We start from the raw sequence: 15960 nt of genomic DNA on the forward strand, positions 1-15960 counted from the left end.
GCAAAGGAGAGGATCCATGAAGCAAAGAACAATACTGACAATCGCTGCTGCATTCATCACCGCCGGTTCACTGGCGGCAAAAGATATCCGCCTTAATCCCGTTGAACATGCACGGCTGGCGGATCATACTCCGCAAGACGGCCGGGCAGACGGAAAACCGCTGGATGTTACCGCCATGGGCATTCGCCTCGGCGACAATCATCTGAACAATATCTGTGCGGCGGTATTCATTTTTGAACTGCCGGATTTACCGGAAAACGCGGATCTGCTGAAAGTGGAAACCGCCTGGCGATTGCAGGGAGTCTACGGGACGCCGCAAGATGCACAGCTGGATATGTTCTTCAAAACAACCGGATCTGTAACGCTTGCCGACTATGCCGCTCCGGCAGTCTCCACCGTGAAACGCATCCTGACCGCAAAAACACCGAGCGGAGCCGTCCGGACGTCGGACAACGACATGCTGAACGCCATTAAGAAAAATTATAATAACGGCGCGCCGGAATTTAAATACGTTGTATTTCGTTTGCGCTGGTCAGGCGGAGAAAAATTCCCCGTCAGCGATAAAAACGGACAGGATGATGCCTACAGCGTCTTTACACAACTTCACGGCAACAGAGCATGGCGCCCGGAACTGAAATTAACTATAACAGACTGACGAAGAGGAAGAGACCGGGTATAGTGGATCAACGAAACAGGTGGGACATAACATAAAAGGAGTAAAATAATGAAGTATCTAAAAAGTATATTCGCTGCAGTACTTGTCTGCAGCATCGCACAGGCTGCGGTGATATATCCGGTTGACAATGCGCGTATAGCAGATCTCAACCAGGACGGGAAAGGCGATGGCGCTCCGCTTAACACAACTGATCAGAATATCGGCATAGCGGATGCTGCAATAGCCATTCCAAACAATCCTGATGGTATAAACATCTCCAGAGGGATCTATATTTATGAGCTGCCAACACTTGCTGTCGACGAGGTCATAACGAAGATTGAAGCATCATGGTTTTTGGATGGCATCATGGGTGCTCCTCCGAATCTGCAGGCGGAGGTCTTCTTTAAGGATACGGGCGCTGTGGTAAAAACCGATTACGAAGCTGCTGCGGTCCTTTCGTTGCAGGATTTCATGACACCTGCTTCAACGAGAATAAGGTATACCTGGGATGATGACGCGCTGATTGACGCCTTTAATACCGCCTATGCCAACGGCGATCAATATGTCGTTTCCGTCTGAGTCTGCAGGACTGGATAGCGGGTAACGGCGATGGTGTGGTTGACGGGTATAGGGTCGGAGCCAAAGACCATGCAAATGGAGCAGGACACTGGCCGACGCTGACTATCCAGACTATTCCTGAACCGGGTTCAATGGGTCTGCTGGTGCTGGGAATGCTGGGAACGTTCTGCATCCGCCAGTTTCGTAAAGGATAATGGAACAGGCTCAAGATACCGTCTAACGGGTCTTGAATTATAAAATAAAACGGCAGCTCCACCACCTGAGCTGCCGTTTTATTTATGCTGCCGGTCGCATGCATCGTTGCGGGGCAGACATTCTTGTCTGCCCTGCGCAGGCAGGAATGCCTTGCGCCACATTTGCTTCTTTGTAAAAAATCCGTGTATCCGGTGTATTTGCCGTTTTCACTGCTTTCTTTCAGAAAGCTACTCTTCGAATCCAGCCTGTCCGTGCATGTATCGTTGCGGGGCAGACATTCCTGTCTGCCCTGCGCAGGCAGGAATGCCTGCGCCACATTTGCCGCTCCGTCGTGGACAGGCAAGCAACTGTGTTTTTGCGGCTATAATTTTTCTGAATACGCTCTAAACCGAAACTGTTTTAGTGCCGGCAATCAATTCTCCGCATCCGTGTTTGACTGTACGGCGTTCAGACGTGCGGCGGATTGATCAGCGCAATTCGCGCGAGGCCTTTGAGTGTCAGGTGCGGGTCAACCGGCACAGCATGATCCCAGCCAGCCAGCACCCATTCTGCAAAACCGCCGGTGGCGCAGACTCTGGTTCCGCGCCCGAGTTCTTTTTTCAACCGCGCCAGAATTTCTTTGACCATACCGAGATAACCGAGATGCGCGCCGATGCGCATTGCCTCTGCGGTGCTCTGCCCGATCAGATGTTCTGTCTTCTCCGGCTGAATATGCGGCAGCAGCGCCGTTTTTTCGGCGAGATAATCAAACATTAACGGCAGTCCCGGACAGATAATCCCGCCGCAATACCCTGCCCGCTTTTTAATAATATCAAATGTGAGCGCCGTGCCGAAATCGCACACAACCACCGGCGTGCCGTAAGCGGCGGCAGCTGCACAGGCGTTCGCCAGCCGGTCGGCGCCGATGGTTTCCGGCTTTGGATAGGTCACGGGAATGCCTAAATTGAGTTTATGATTCACATACAGAATTTCCGTGACACCGGAATTTTTTAAAAATTTTTCCCAGCGTTGATTCACTGCCGGTTTAACGGACGCCACCACGGCGCGCGCCGGAACGTTTTTAAGGTTCAACGCCGGTTCGCCGGACGGCGCGCGCTGCACGGACGAAAGTGTCAGCCCGCGCGCAACGGCAAGCGATGTGCTTGTATTGCCGATATCAATCACCAGCGCCGGAACGATGGATTGTTTCATATTCTTTTCCTTTGCGGGCATCGTATGAGTTTTTTTATCAGAGCATCTCATTGCGGCACCTCCTCCGGCGGAGCAAGTTTTCCGGCTGTTTCAAGAATCGCCTCGGCGATGAATTTTTCGAGCAGAGCCGGGTTCCCGCGGGTTTGGCAGATTTTGAGGTATTTGTAATAGGCATTGCGGCGTTCCTTGTGAATCACCGGCGGCACCAGGCCAAGCTGCAGCGCTTTGATGAACAGGAAAAGCCGTCCGGTGCGTCCGTTGCCGTCACTGAATGGATGGATGCGCTCGAACTCGGCATGGGTTGCGGCAAGCAGATTGACAGGATCGCCGGATTGCGCATTCATTTGCTCGCACCAAAGGTTAATAAGTTCAGGAATTTTTATGAAGTTTGCCAGCGGAACAAACGCGCCATGAATCCGCGCGCCGTGATTCCGGTATTCGCCGGCATTGGAAATGACGCCGTTCATCAGTCTCAGATGTGTGGCGCGAAGCAGGTCGGGAGTAAACATAAAAGCGGTGCCGCCTGTCTGCAGCGCATCGAGCAGGAAGTTCAGCGCGGACCGGTGATTAATCGCTTCGCACTGTTCGATGGCGGTGCGGTTTTTCAGAATCCTGCTATCAAAGAGCACAGCGGCAACATCCGCTTCGGTCATCGTGCTGCCCTCGGTGGCATTGCTGTGATAGGTAAGATTGACGGTGATCCGGTCGAGAATTTCACGGTTTGCGAGCAGACGGCCGATGGTGAATTGTTTGGTGAGTGCAAGCAGCTTGGCGTTTGTCACAGAAGCGGCATCAACGCTGTCGCTGCCAAGGATGTCGGCAAACAGCAGGTCAATTTTCTCTTGCGACTTTTGGCGCGGCACGGCCCTGCCGTTCACCCATTTGTTGAGTGTGACGAACGATACCCCGAGGCGGGCGGCGAGCGCTTCCTGAGTGAAGCCCCCGGCGGCACAGATGCGCGTCAGTTTTTCAGGAACGGAGTTCATGCACGCAACATCATAAAGTTTATAGTGTTTGTCAATTAATATATCGCTTCACCAGAGCGTATTAAGAAAAATTATAGCCACAAAAAACACAGTTGCTTGCCTGCCACGACGGAGCGGCAAATGTGGCGCAGGCATTCCTGCCTGCGCAGGGCAGACAAGAATGTCTGCCCCACAACGATGCATGCGCGAACAGGCTGGATTCGAAGAGTGGCTTTCTGAAAGAAAGCAGCGAAAGCGGCAAAGGCTCGCCAAAGGCGGGCAGTGAAAACGGCAAATACACCGGATACACGGATTTTTTTACAAAGAGGCAAATGCAGCGCTGCATTCATGTTCATGCGTGGTTAATCATCCTTTATTCCAGGGTTAGACAAAGTCTAACGCCAGATCGGCGGACGGCGCAGAGTGTGTGAGCGCGCCGACAGAAACGGCATCAACGCCGGTTTTTGCGATCTCGCGAATCGTTGTGAGATTTACTCCGCCGGAGGCTTCGGTTTTACAAATGCCGGCGCAGAGTTTTACGCATTCGCGCAGTTTGAGCGGCGGGATATTGTCGAGCAGAACCCAGTCGGGCTTGGCGGTGAGTACTTCTTTGAGCTGTTCAATTGTGTCGACCTCAACCTCAATGAGTAATTGAGGGTATTGCCTGCGCGCCTCGTTGACAGCGCCGGCGAGCGTGCCGCCGGCACGCGTCCGGTGCGCGAGATGATTGTCTTTAATCAGCACGTGATCGAAAAGCCCGTAGCGGTGATTGGTGCCGCCGCCGCACAGCACGGCATATTTTTCGAATGTGCGCAGTACCGGCGTTGTCTTGCGCGTGTCGAGAATCAGAACAGCGGAATTGTTCGCTTCGTCGACATACCGGCGCGTCATGGTGGCGATGCCGGTCATACGCTGAATAAAGTTCAGTGCGGTGCGTTCGGCAATCAGAATTCCGCGCGCCGGGCCGGTAACGGTCAGAACGGTATCGCCGGCACTCAGCGCACTTCCGTCCGGTTGATGCAGTTTAACCTCAAGCGCCGGTTCCACCTGCCGGAATACTTCGGCGGCGACCGGCGCGCCGGACAGGATTCCGTGTTCACGCATTACAAGGTTCGCGGCAGCCTGTTCGCCTTTCGGTACGAGTGCGACGGTGGTTGCATCGAGTCTGTCCGGCCCCAGATCTTCAGCGAGTGCTTCTCTAATCCGCTGCTTGATGTCGGGAAACGAGAGAATATCGGGCAGGTTCATGCGCGGCTTGTTCCTTTTCGCGTTCTTCTTCCTGTTTTTTGCGGTGCGCGATTTTGCCGGAGCCCATCATGACGCTGACAGGTTTGAGCAGTTCAATGTTTTCGCAGGCGATTTTGATGGCCGATGTGATCGGTACGGAAAGCAGCGCGCCGGTAATACCCCACAGCCAGCCCCAGAAAAGCAGCGAAAGCAGAATGACCACCGGACTGAGATTCAGGCGGTCGCCGGTCAGCTTCGGATCGAGAATATTACCCATGACCTGTTGAATCACAATCAGCCCGATCAGCAGAATGACCGCCGGCCAGAATGAGGGATAGAACTGCACGAGCGCAATCAGCACCGGCGGAATGGTGGCAACGATTGAACCGATGGTCGGAATAAAGTTTAACAGAAAGGTGAGCACTGCCCAGGTGACCGCAAAATCAATGTCCATGATGGTGAGTAAAGCCAATGCCAGCAGCGCCGTGATCGTACTGATAAAAAGTTTAATGGACAGATAACGGCTGATTTCGCCGGCGATACATTCCGTAACTTCAGAAATTTTTTGGGATTTTTCCCCCAGTGCCGCTTCAATTTTTACTTTGGCATACGGCTTGCCGGTCAGCATGAAAATAAGAAAAATCAGCACTTTTGTCATGTCACCCATAAACCCAACGAATGAGCCGGATTTTGACACCAGCCAGCGCCCGATTTCACCGGTCCAGTGAAACTCTTTGATATATTCCGGCGGGATGTGCAGGCGCGTCATAAAATCGGTGCTGATCTGCAGCAGTTTTGCGGCATATACATCGTACTGTCCAACGAAACTCATCACGCGGCCGTAGACAAAAAATCCGATCAGATAGCAGAATCCGATCAGCAGCAGCACTACGCAAAAAATTGCAACCGCCAGCGGAATCCGGCGGCATACCAGAAAATTAACAATCGGTGCGAGCAGATACGAAAGCAGCCACGCGATAATCAGCGGAAGAATAACCGCCTGCGCAACTTTCAGCACAAAACCGACCGCCACCAGCGCGATCACTCCGACCAGCGGAATCAGAAAACGCTGTTCTTTCATAAAAATTCCTTTCAGGAATTAAATTTGAAGCACGAAACTCGAAATCCGAATTAGAATTTCGAATTTTCTTCAAACTTTGTGATGTCAGCTTCATACTGCAGGGTTAATGCGATGTCATCCAGACCGTTCAGCAGTTTGTTTTTCAGCAGGGCATCTATATCAAACACATAAACCTGATCGCCGGCGCCGCTGTGCAATGTAACGGTTTGTGCATCCAGATTCACTGTTGTCTGTACGCCCGGTTCTTTGGCGAGTACTGCAAAAATTTCGCTGACTTTTTCGTCCGGCAGCTCAATCAGCAGCAGCCCGTTCTTGCCGCTGTTGTTACGGAAAATATCAGCGAATGCCGGAATTCCGTGGTCAGTCGCTGCAATCACCACTTTAAAACCGTATTGCTGAACCGCCCAGACGGCGTGTTCACGACTCGAACCGCAGCCGAAATTATTGCGCGCCACCAAAATCTGCGCACACCGGTTTTCCGGTTTATTCAGCACAAACTCCGGGTTATCCGTGCCGTCGCTGTTGTAACGCCAGTCAGAAAACAGCGCCGCACCGAACCCGGTGCGCTTGATTGATTTTAAATATTCTTTCGGGATAATCGCATCTGTATCAATGTTCGCGCGATCCACTCCGGCAATGACGCCGGTCACTGTTGTAAACTTCTCCATATCTACTCCTTACAAAATAAAATTCGAAGCACGAAACTCGAAATCCGAAACAAATCTTCAATTCAAAAATTATAAAACTCCACCCTGTTTTGATTTTTGCAAAATGGCACCGAAGATATTCATTAATTCCTGAGCTTCACGGGCCAGGGCATGTCTCTCTTCAGCCAGCTTTTTATCCTCAAATGATTCAATCAAATTAAGCCAGTAACGGCTTTCTTTTGCTTCTTTCCGGAAGATTTTAATCCGCATGATAAAATCTTTTTTGCTCAGCGAATCGTTCGCTTCAATGTAATTTGCACCGACTGAACCGGAAGAACGAACAAGCTGTTTCGAATCTTCATAATTAGGAATATCCTGTTTTAGTGCACGAACAAATCTACGTACAGATTTTGCAAACCCGAATGTCCGATCTTCAAGATCGTAAATTTTGGAATTTTGTTTTTCTGTCATTTGAATTTGTTTCGTACTTCGAAATTCAGGATTTCGAATTTAACAACTCCCTGACATCCACAAAATGTCCGGCGACTGCCGCCGCCGCTGCCATTTGCGGACTGACCAGGTGCGTGCGCCCGCCCTTGCCCTGCCGTCCTTCAAAGTTACGGTTGGAGGTGGATGCACACCGTTCTTTTTCTCTCAGTTTATCCGGGTTCATCGCCAGGCACATGCTGCAGCCGGCATAGCGCCACTCCGCGCCGGCATCAACGAAGATACGGTCAAGCCGCTCTTTTTCGGCAGCATAACGCACCGCTTCTGAGCCGGGCACAACCAGCATGCGAATGCCGGGCGCCACCTTCTTGCCCTTCATCATTGCAGCGGCAGCGCGCAAATCCTGCAAACGCCCGTTCGTGCAGCTGCCGATAAATACAGTATCGATTTTGATATCGGTCATTTTCATGCCCGGCTCAAGCCCCATATAATCCAGCGCGGCACGCACGTCCGCCGGGCTGTATTCCGGCACAGCGTCGAGCTCCGGTACAGCGCCGGTGATGTCCGTTCCCATGCCGGGACTCGTTCCCCACGTTACCTGCGGCGCAAGATCGGTTACATCAATCGTCAGTTCATGATCAAATTCTGCATTGTCGTCAGTAAAATATGTTTTCCACTCAGCAATCGCTTTTTCGAGCGCTTCACCTTTGGGTGCATAAACGCGGTTTCCGGACGCGATATAATCAAAGGTGATTTGATCGGGTGCAACCAGTCCGGCGCGCGCGCCGGCTTCAATGGCCATATTGCAAATCGTCAAACGGCCCTCCATCGGAAGCGTACGAATCGCTTCGCCGGTAAATTCAAATGCACAGCCGGTTGCGCCGGCGGTGCCGATTATGCTGATCAGTTTCAGCACCATATCTTTTGCCGTAACACCGGGCTGCAGTGTACCGGTAAATTCAACACGAAACCCTTTCGGCTTTTTCTGGCGCAGGGTTTGCGTCGCTAAAACGTGCTCCACTTCCGACGTTCCAATACCGAATGCGATGGAACCGAACGCACCGTGTGTTGCCGTGTGCGAGTCGCCGCAAACCACCGTCATTCCCGGCAGCACAATGCCCTGCTCCGGTCCGATAATATGAATTACCCCCTGCCGATCGTCACCGAGTCCAAACAGCGTTACGCCGGTTGTTGTGCAGTTTTCCGTCAGCGCGTCAATCTGCGCTTTTGCAACCGGATCGGTTACATTCATGCGGTTTTCGTCCGTCGGCACATTATGATCCATCGTCGCAAACGTGCGGTCCGGCCGGCGCACGCTGCGCCCCGCAAGCCGGAGAGCTTCAAATGCCTGCGGGCTCGTTACCTCGTGCACCAGATGGCGATCGATATAAAGCAGCACTTCGCCGTTGCCAAGATCTTTAACAACGTGCGCATCCCAGATTTTGTCGAACAGTGTTTTACTCATAGCCGGTAAACATATAGGTTTACTCCGTATTGCATCAATGTAAAAGGAACAGCAAATTATGAACGGATATCTGATTTTCATCCTCGCGCTGCTGATTTTTAACTGGCTGCTTTCGCTCGTTGTCGAAACCCTGAACCTCAAAGCGGCGCGGCCCGAAATTCCGGCGGAATTCACCGGCATTTATGACGCCGAAAAATATGCCAAATCCCAGCGCTACCTGCGCGACAACACGCGCTTCGGTCAGCTGCAGGCTGCCATTATGCTGCCGCTCACCATTGCGTTCATCCTGCTGGGCGGATTCCGGTGGATCAACAACATCGCCGTTGCCGCCGCCGGCAGCATGATTTTGCAGGGGCTCATTTTTGGCGGGATTCTCCTGTTGATTGGACAGCTCGCCGGACTGCCGTTCAGTATTTACGACACCTTCGTCATTGAAGAGCGGTACGGCTTCAATAAAACCACCGCCAGAACATTCATCGCCGATCTGCTCAAAGGCTGGATGCTCACCCTCCTGCTCGGCGCACCGGTATTCGCGCTTGTGCTCTGGATTTTTTCCGCCGTGCCGTACGCCTGGTTCTGGGCGTGGGCGGCGCTCGCCGTTATTCAGATTTTTATTCTCTTCATCGCGCCGGCGGTCATTCTGCCGCTCTTTAACAAATTCACACCGCTCGAAGAGGGCGAACTCCGCACCGCGATTGAAAACTATGCCGCCGGACAGAACTATAAACTCAGCGGAATTTTTAAAATCGACGGCTCGCGCCGCTCCACCAAATCCAACGCCTACTTCACCGGCTTCGGCAAAACCAAACGCATCGCCCTCTTCGACACACTCATCGAAAAACACAGCACCAGTGAACTCGTTGCCGTTCTCGCTCACGAAATCGGACACAGCAAACTCGGGCACATCAAAAAGAGTATTTTCATTTCACTCCTGTCATCGCTGCTCATGCTCTTCATCCTGTCGCTTTTTATCACGCAACAGGGACTCTATGAAGCATTCGGGATTACCGGCGGCACACCGCTCTACGCCGGATTTATCTTTTTCGGATTTCTTTACACGCCCATCAGCATGCTTCTCGGCATCGCCGGCAGCATCCTCTCGCGCAAACATGAATATCAGTCTGATGCTTTTGCCGCCCAAACCACCGGGGACTCCGGTGCCCTGATCACCGCCCTAAAAAAACTCTCCGTCGACAACCTCTCCAACCTCACCCCGCACTGGCTGAAAGTATTTCTCCAATACTCCCACCCGCCCGTGCTGGAACGCATTCAAGCGTTGAGAAAATGCCAGCGCATGTCGCCATAAAATCTTCAGCCAAAGCCCAGACAATGAATATGAACTGCGACCTGGAGCGATGATAGATTTTTCGCGTGACGGTGTGTTATTCTGCGCCGCTGTTTAAGATACACACAGGCATTTTCCAGCCAAATGAAGCCGCTTATATAAGGCTTCATCACAGGGTTGTTGTTCCTTGCGATACTTGCGCGGCGGAATCACCGCAATGATGGATGCATCCCGAAGATGAACCTTGATAGAGCCGGCATCAGTTTTTCCGCCAAAACCAAAAATTTTATCCCAGTGCAACGTCGAGCAGCATCATAACGGCAAAGCCGATCATGGCGCCCATGGTGGCAGTATCCGTATTTTTGTCGGATTGCGACTCAGGAATGAGCTCTTCAACGACGACAAAAATCATGGCACCGGCGGCGAATGAAAGCGCATAGGGCAGAATCGGCTGCATATACATCACGGCCGCCGCGCCGGCAACGCCGGCGACGGGTTCAACGATGCCGGACAGCTGTCCGTACCAGAAACATTTGAAACGCGACAGTCCTTCGCGCCGGAGCGGAACGGAAACCGCCGCGCCTTCAGGAAAGTTCTGAATTCCAATTCCGATGCCGAGTGCGATCGCGCCGGCGAGCGAGGCCGCCGGAAGTCCCGATGCCACTGCGCCGAATGCGACGCCGACAGCAAGCCCTTCCGGAATGTTGTGCAGTGTAATGGCGAGGATGAGCAGGATGCTCCGGCGCCATGAAGTCTCCGGTCCCTCGGGCTGTTCAGCGCCGGGATGCAGGTGCGGCAGAATAATATCGATGCCGCGCAGAAAAAATCCGCCGAGCAGAAAACCGGTCACCGCCGGAATCCACGGAATATTTCCGGCGGCTCGCTCCATTTCAATCGCCGGTTCGAGCAGCGACCAGAAACTCGCGGCGATCATCACGCCTGCCGCAAACCCGAGCATCGCATTCAGAACCTGCCGGTTGATCGTTTTAAAAAAGAAAACCAGCGCCGCGCCGGCAGCGGTCATACCCCATGTAAACAGCGTTGCAATCAGCGCCTGAACAACCGGATGAATTTCAGTAAACCAATTTACGGTCATAATGAAGCCTTCTTATGAGTTGGGTGGTTCTATACCTTCATTTAAAATTGAAAGGTAGTCTGTATAACAAAAAATACGATTCCGTTTTTGTCCTGTTAATTCAGAAACGATGTGGAGTTTTTGCAAATGTTCAAATGTTTTATTTACGGTTGCTGAACTGAGGCCGATACCTTTCATGGCTGCAGTCGCAGTTAAAATCGGGCGGCGCAGAAGTTCATGATGAATTTGCAGTCCGGAGCCTGCGGCGCGTCCAAGCGTTTGGATTTTCTGCCGGTCCTCTTTTGCTAACGAATCAAGTTTTTGCACGGTATCAACTGCCTGTCCGGCAACCGAGATGACGGCATCGGCAAAGAAATCCAGCCAGCTCTCCCAGTCACCTTTCAAGCGGACGTTCATTAAAAGGTCATAATATGTTTGCCGGTGAAGCTTCAAATAAAGACTGAGATAAAGCATCGGTTCTTTTAGGGCGCCGCACTCGCAAAGAAGAAGCGTGATTAAGAGCCGGCCGAGCCGGCCGTTGCCGTCAAGAAACGGATGAATTGTTTCAAACTGAACATGCGCCAGCGCTGCTTTTAACAAAACGGGCGTTGGTTCCGGGTCATCCTGCAGAAACAGTTCCATTGCACCCATACATTCCGAAACGTTTTCCGGCGGCGGAGGAACAAACGCAGCATTCCCGGGACGGGTCCCCCCGATCCGGTTTTGTGAGCGCCGGAATTCCCCGGGTTGTTTTTCACTGCCACGTCCTTTTGACAGTAAACGTTCATGCACTTCCCGCAACAGACGCAAAGAAAGCGGGAAGCCTGAACGTAACCGCTCTAATCCATAGTTTAAGGCGGAAACATAATTACTGACTTCTGTCGTATCGTCTAAAGGGACGCCTGGAATCTCTTCGAGCTCATAAAGAAGAAGATCGGACAGCGAAGATTGTGTTCCTTCGATCATTGAAGATAGAACGGCCTCCTTCCGGACATACGTATAAAGAAATAAAGAAACATCCGGGAGCAGTAACGACACGCTGTCCAGTCGGCCGAGGGCAAGTAACGCATCGTCAAATTTTTTTCTCAGGTCCGCCGACCATTCGATCGGTGGTTCCGGCGGAAGTGGTGCCGGAATAAATGATTTAACCGTTTCTCCAGCGGTTGAAACCGGAACATAATGTCCTTGTATCATCCTGTTCATATTTATCCTGAAATACCGAAATCATTATTTTAGGATAATACATGAAAGTAAAATAAAAAATCGCGTTATTTTAGTTTTAGTGATTATCCTAAAATACCGAAGTTTCTTATTTTAGGATGCACCGCAGCATTTTTTGTATTTTTTGCCGCTGCCGCAGGGGCACGGGTCGTTGCGGCCGACCTGCTTATCGGCGCGGCGGATCGGTTGCGGTACCGGCGGCGCCCCGGCGCCGGGCGGAGCGTTATGTCCCGGAGCAGCACGCCCCTGCAGGGCGGCGTGCTGGCGCGCGGCGGCCAGCGCCGATGCATCCTGCTGCGTGCGGTTGCTGACCATCATTTTATTTAATGACTGCCAGAAACTTTGCAGCGCTTCCATCGACGAGCCGGTGCGGAAGATGTTCTGCGCGATTTCAGATTTGATGCGATCCATCAGGTCGCCGAACAGGTTAAACGCTTCGCGCTTATATTCAACGAGCGGGTCGCGCTGTCCGTAGGCGCGCAGTCCGATTCCTTCGCGAAGGCTGTCCATATTGCGCAGATATTCCTGCCAGTGTTCGTCGACCGACTGCAAAATGATCATCTGTTCGATATGTTTAATGCGCTCCGGATCTTCCAGCGAAACTTTGAGCTCGTACGCTTCTTTGATGCGGCCGAACAGCAGCTCAACACGTGCTTCAGGTCCTTCCGGAATATCTTCGGCGCGCAGTCCGACCGGGAAGGTGGTGTTCGCCCAGCCGAGGAACTCTTCCGCCGGCGCGCCGGCGTTCTCTTCGATGATATCGGTAATGATGTCGTACAGTTCTTCGCGCGGATTTTCGCTGCGCAGCACAGTCTGCCGGAAACCGTAGATCACCTCGCGCTGCTGGTTCATCACATCGTCGTAGCGCAGGGTGTTTTTACGAATGCCGAAGTTCATCTGCTCAACCCGCTGCTGCGCGCGCTCGATGGATTTATTCAGCCACGGGTGTTCAAGCACTTCGCCCTCTTCGATGCCGAGACGCGTCATAATATTTGAAATGCGGTCGGAACCGAACAGGCGCATCAGATCGTCCTCGAGCGAAACGTAGAAACGCGAAATTCCGGGGTCGCCCTGGCGCGCACAGCGCCCGCGCAGCTGACGGTCGATCCGGCGCGCTTCGTGGCGCTCAGAACCGATCACATATAACCCGCACGGGCGTTCCGCCAGCAGTTTTTTCAACGCCTGCGAGCCTCCGGCGGGCGTGGAATTCAAACTAAGCGCTTTATCCTGAATCTGCTCTCTGCTCAGCCAGATCACACCGGCGCCGAGTTTAATGTCGGTTCCGCGTCCGGCCATATTGGTGGCAATGGTAATTGCACCGGGCTGACCGGCGAGCGCGACAATTTCCGCTTCGCGCGCGTGGTTTTTCGCATTCAGCACATTATGCGGAATGCCCTGCCGGTCGAGCATGCGGCTGATCACTTCAGACGTTTCCACCGTTGCCGTTCCAACGAGCACCGGCTGTTTGCGTTTGTGACAATCCTTAATCTGCTCAATCACCGCATTATATTTTTCGCGTTTGGTTTTATAAATCTGGTCGTTGATATCGAGGCGGCGGATCGGACGGTTGGTTGGAATAACCACCACATCGAGTTTATAAATTTCGTGAAACTCGCCGGCCTCGGTTTCCGCCGTACCGGTCATGCCGGAAAGTTTTTCATACATGCGGAAATAGTTCTGAATGGTAATGGTTGCCAGTGTCTGCGTTTCGCGTTCGATCTTCACGCCCTCTTTCGCTTCCACCGCCTGATGCAAACCGTCGCTCCACCGGCGCCCGGCCATCAGCCGTCCGGTGAACGTATCGACGATGATCACCTGATTGTCCTGCACAACATATTCCACATCTTTTTCATAAATGCAGTAGGCGCGGATCAACTGATTCACTGCATGAATGCGTTCACTGCGGTGTGCAAAATCGTCCTGCAGTTTCTGGCGCATCACCAGTTTTTCCTGCGGCGCGAGGCCGACGCGGCCTTCGAGTTCCGAAAGTTCCGTCGCGAGATCCGGCATCACAAAATGTTCCGGATCGTCCGGATTCAGCAGTTCACAGCCCTTATCTGTGAGACTCGCATCATGGCCCTTTTCGTCCACCGTAAAAAACAGCTCTTCGCGCAGTTCACGCGCCTCCTCTTTGTAGGAATCGGTGATCATCATATTGTTCACCTGCTCCAGCAGACGCCGGTGCGCCGGTTCTTCAATCAGTTTTGCCAGCTGCTTGTTTTTCGGCATGCCCTGATGAACCTGATATAATTTGCGCTGCGCCGCATCCTTATCGTCGCCGGCAAGCAGATCCTGCGCATCCTTCATCAGACGCGTAACCAGATCCTGCTGACGGCGCACAAGGTTGCGAACCACCCCGTTCAGCGCACGGTACTGTTCGTCGGCAGAATAAGGCGCCGGGCCGGAAATAATCAGCGGCGTGCGCGCTTCATCAATCAGGATCGAGTCGATTTCGTCGACAATTGCATACTGATGGCCGCGCTGCTGCACCATATCCTGAACGCGCATTGCCATGTTGTCGCGCAGATAATCAAAACCGAATTCGCTGTTGGTGCCGTACGTGATATCGCAGTCATACTGCTCGCGCCGGTCCGGCGGCGGCATCATGCTTTTCAGACAGCCGACGGTGAGGCCGAGATATTTGTACACATGCCCCATCCACGCCGAGTCGCGTTCCGCCAGGAAGTCGTTCGTTGTCACAACGTGTACCCCTTTGCCGGCGAGCGCGTTCAGATACACCGGCAGCGTCGCCACCAGCGTTTTCCCCTCCCCCGTCATCATTTCGGCAATCTTGCCCTGATGCAGAACCATGCCGCCGATCAACTGCACATCGAACGGCACCATATCCCATGTCAGATCATGACCGGAGACATGCACCGTTGTGCCGCACAAACGCCGGCACGCATTTTTCACCGCCGCAAACGCCTCGCAAAGAATGTTATCTACGGTTTCGCCGTTTTGCAGGCGCTGCTGAAACTCGCCGGTTTTAGCTTTCAGCGCCTCCTCGGAAAGCGACTGATATTCCGCTTCAAGTTCATTAATCCGCTGCACCAGCGGCATCATCTTTTTAATGTCCCGATCGTTCTTCGAGCCGAAAATCTTTTTCAAAAGTGCGTTCACCATGCGTAATACTCCGTAAAAATTAAAATTTAACCACGGAATATACTAAAATACACGGAAAATCTATGTGAAGAATTTAATCGCGATGCATCCGGGATCTCAATCTAGCAGGATTCCGGCGGTGGTGCATAACGGCTGTAATAATCAGCGTGTCCGGTTTGATTTTAAAAATGATATCGGAAGGAAATAAACAGTGATCATTTCAGCACGGCATACGCATTGTTAAATACATCGCCTGCCGGGCGCAGAGAAATCGTACCGGTTTCAATTTCATGGCTGCGCCTACGAATTTCTGCCCGCCATGCCGGAGAAATGTCCGTTTCCGCTGCCGCATCTAAACTTTCGAGCAGTTTTTCGGCAACGAAAGCACGAAGTTGAACAGGTAATTTCAACGCGTCGGTGATGAGTGTATCTGTGGCAGGATTCATATAAAGCAAACGATAGGGTTCTGCTCGTTTCCAGTCAAGGGGACAAACCGGAATGATTCTACATTTTATTGTATATTTTTAAAATATATCTTGATTTTCACATACCTTTATATATACATATTCAAAATATAAGGTAATTACATATATGAAATCTAGAAAAATGCAGAAATTTGAAGAACTGGCGGAGCGACGGGTGAATGAGGTATTAAAAAAAATAAATTTAATTGGAAATCTTTCCAACACGGGCAATTATGAATATACTGAAACGCATGCAAGACAGATAATAAAAGCTCTAAAAGACGCTGTTAAAGAAGTAGAAAATCGATTCGATCACAAAGGACGGACAGAAAAAGGCGGATTTAAGTTTAAAATATAGGAG

Annotated in this window: 18 protein-coding genes; 6 read left to right on the top strand and 12 right to left on the bottom strand. The window is 52.0% G+C overall.

Annotated features, from left to right (window positions below; genetic code table 11):
- The first annotated feature begins 16 nt into the window (after nucleotides 1-16).
- From WC959_09015 to WC959_09025, 3 genes are all read left to right on the top strand, one after another.
- Nucleotides 17-655, top strand: coding sequence for a hypothetical protein (locus WC959_09015; GenBank protein ID MFA5689271.1), 639 nt, complete (start codon nucleotides 17-19; stop codon nucleotides 653-655).
- 69 nt (nucleotides 656-724) lie between these two features.
- Nucleotides 725-1234, top strand: a complete 510-nt coding sequence (locus WC959_09020) for a hypothetical protein (protein MFA5689272.1) — start codon at nucleotides 725-727, stop codon at nucleotides 1232-1234.
- Nucleotides 1235-1269: 35 nt separating this feature from the next.
- Entirely contained in the window at nucleotides 1270-1428 is a 159-nt protein-coding gene (locus tag WC959_09025; GenBank protein ID MFA5689273.1) for a PEP-CTERM sorting domain-containing protein, read from the top strand.
- 448 nt (nucleotides 1429-1876) lie between these two features.
- Here the strand turns inward: WC959_09025 and WC959_09030 are convergent, their stop codons facing one another.
- The 8 genes from WC959_09030 to leuC all read right to left on the bottom strand — a co-directional run bounded on the left by WC959_09030 (nucleotide 1877) and on the right by leuC (nucleotide 8452).
- Entirely contained in the window at nucleotides 1877-2620 is a 744-nt protein-coding gene (locus WC959_09030) for a type III pantothenate kinase (protein MFA5689274.1), read from the bottom strand.
- Nucleotides 2621-2667: 47 nt separating this feature from the next.
- A complete protein-coding gene (locus WC959_09035; GenBank protein MFA5689275.1) occupies nucleotides 2668-3606 on the bottom strand; it encodes a Fic family protein in 939 nt (312 codons plus the stop codon).
- A 71-nt stretch (nucleotides 3607-3677) separates the two neighbouring features.
- The gene (locus WC959_09040) at nucleotides 3678-3941 is read right to left on the bottom strand and encodes a hypothetical protein (GenBank protein ID MFA5689276.1); all 264 of its coding nucleotides are present in this window, start codon (nucleotides 3939-3941) and stop codon (nucleotides 3678-3680) included.
- Nucleotides 3942-3969: 28 nt separating this feature from the next.
- Entirely contained in the window at nucleotides 3970-4833 is an 864-nt protein-coding gene (nadC, locus tag WC959_09045) for a carboxylating nicotinate-nucleotide diphosphorylase (protein ID MFA5689277.1), read from the bottom strand.
- A complete protein-coding gene (locus WC959_09050; protein MFA5689278.1) occupies nucleotides 4784-5893 on the bottom strand; it encodes an AI-2E family transporter in 1110 nt (369 codons plus the stop codon). The genes nadC and WC959_09050 overlap by 50 nt, the downstream gene beginning before the upstream one ends.
- A gap of 50 nt (nucleotides 5894-5943) precedes the next feature.
- Nucleotides 5944-6561 carry a 3-isopropylmalate dehydratase small subunit gene (gene leuD, locus WC959_09055; protein ID MFA5689279.1) on the bottom strand — a complete coding sequence of 206 codons (618 nt, stop codon included), beginning with the start codon at nucleotides 6559-6561 and terminating at the stop codon, nucleotides 5944-5946.
- Between the two features lie 69 nt (nucleotides 6562-6630).
- Nucleotides 6631-7011 carry a four helix bundle protein gene (locus WC959_09060; GenBank protein MFA5689280.1) on the bottom strand — a complete coding sequence of 127 codons (381 nt, stop codon included), beginning with the start codon at nucleotides 7009-7011 and terminating at the stop codon, nucleotides 6631-6633.
- A gap of 25 nt (nucleotides 7012-7036) precedes the next feature.
- Nucleotides 7037-8452 (bottom strand): 3-isopropylmalate dehydratase large subunit, encoded by a 1416-nt coding sequence (gene leuC / locus WC959_09065; GenBank protein MFA5689281.1) that lies wholly within the window; start codon nucleotides 8450-8452, stop codon nucleotides 7037-7039.
- Nucleotides 8453-8510: 58 nt separating this feature from the next.
- On the opposite strand from leuC, the gene WC959_09070 reads away from it, so the two are divergent.
- Nucleotides 8511-9758, top strand: coding sequence for a M48 family metallopeptidase (locus WC959_09070; protein MFA5689282.1), 1248 nt, complete (start codon nucleotides 8511-8513; stop codon nucleotides 9756-9758).
- Nucleotides 9759-10023: 265 nt separating this feature from the next.
- On the opposite strand, the gene WC959_09075 is transcribed toward WC959_09070, so the two are convergent.
- The 3 genes from WC959_09075 to secA all read right to left on the bottom strand — a co-directional run bounded on the left by WC959_09075 (nucleotide 10024) and on the right by secA (nucleotide 15156).
- Nucleotides 10024-10833 carry a ZIP family metal transporter gene (locus WC959_09075; GenBank protein MFA5689283.1) on the bottom strand — a complete coding sequence of 270 codons (810 nt, stop codon included), beginning with the start codon at nucleotides 10831-10833 and terminating at the stop codon, nucleotides 10024-10026.
- Nucleotides 10834-10845: 12 nt separating this feature from the next.
- Nucleotides 10846-12015 carry a Fic family protein gene (locus tag WC959_09080; protein MFA5689284.1) on the bottom strand — a complete coding sequence of 390 codons (1170 nt, stop codon included), beginning with the start codon at nucleotides 12013-12015 and terminating at the stop codon, nucleotides 10846-10848.
- A 111-nt stretch (nucleotides 12016-12126) separates the two neighbouring features.
- Nucleotides 12127-15156: a preprotein translocase subunit SecA gene (gene secA, locus WC959_09085; protein ID MFA5689285.1), complete on the bottom strand. Its 3030-nt coding sequence runs from the start codon at nucleotides 15154-15156 to the stop codon at nucleotides 12127-12129.
- Between the two features lie 64 nt (nucleotides 15157-15220).
- Between secA and WC959_09090 the strand changes: the two genes are divergently transcribed.
- Nucleotides 15221-15343: a hypothetical protein gene (locus WC959_09090; protein ID MFA5689286.1), complete on the top strand. Its 123-nt coding sequence runs from the start codon at nucleotides 15221-15223 to the stop codon at nucleotides 15341-15343.
- A gap of 7 nt (nucleotides 15344-15350) precedes the next feature.
- On the opposite strand, the gene WC959_09095 is transcribed toward WC959_09090, so the two are convergent.
- Nucleotides 15351-15581 (bottom strand): addiction module protein, encoded by a 231-nt coding sequence (locus tag WC959_09095; GenBank protein MFA5689287.1) that lies wholly within the window; start codon nucleotides 15579-15581, stop codon nucleotides 15351-15353.
- A gap of 145 nt (nucleotides 15582-15726) precedes the next feature.
- Between WC959_09095 and WC959_09100 the strand changes: the two genes are divergently transcribed.
- Nucleotides 15727-15957 (top strand): hypothetical protein, encoded by a 231-nt coding sequence (locus WC959_09100; GenBank protein MFA5689288.1) that lies wholly within the window; start codon nucleotides 15727-15729, stop codon nucleotides 15955-15957.
- Nucleotides 15958-15960: the final 3 nt, after the last annotated feature.

The sequence above is a fragment of the Kiritimatiellales bacterium genome (genome assembly GCA_041656295.1).
Lineage (GTDB): Bacteria > Verrucomicrobiota > Kiritimatiellia > Kiritimatiellales > Tichowtungiaceae > Tichowtungia.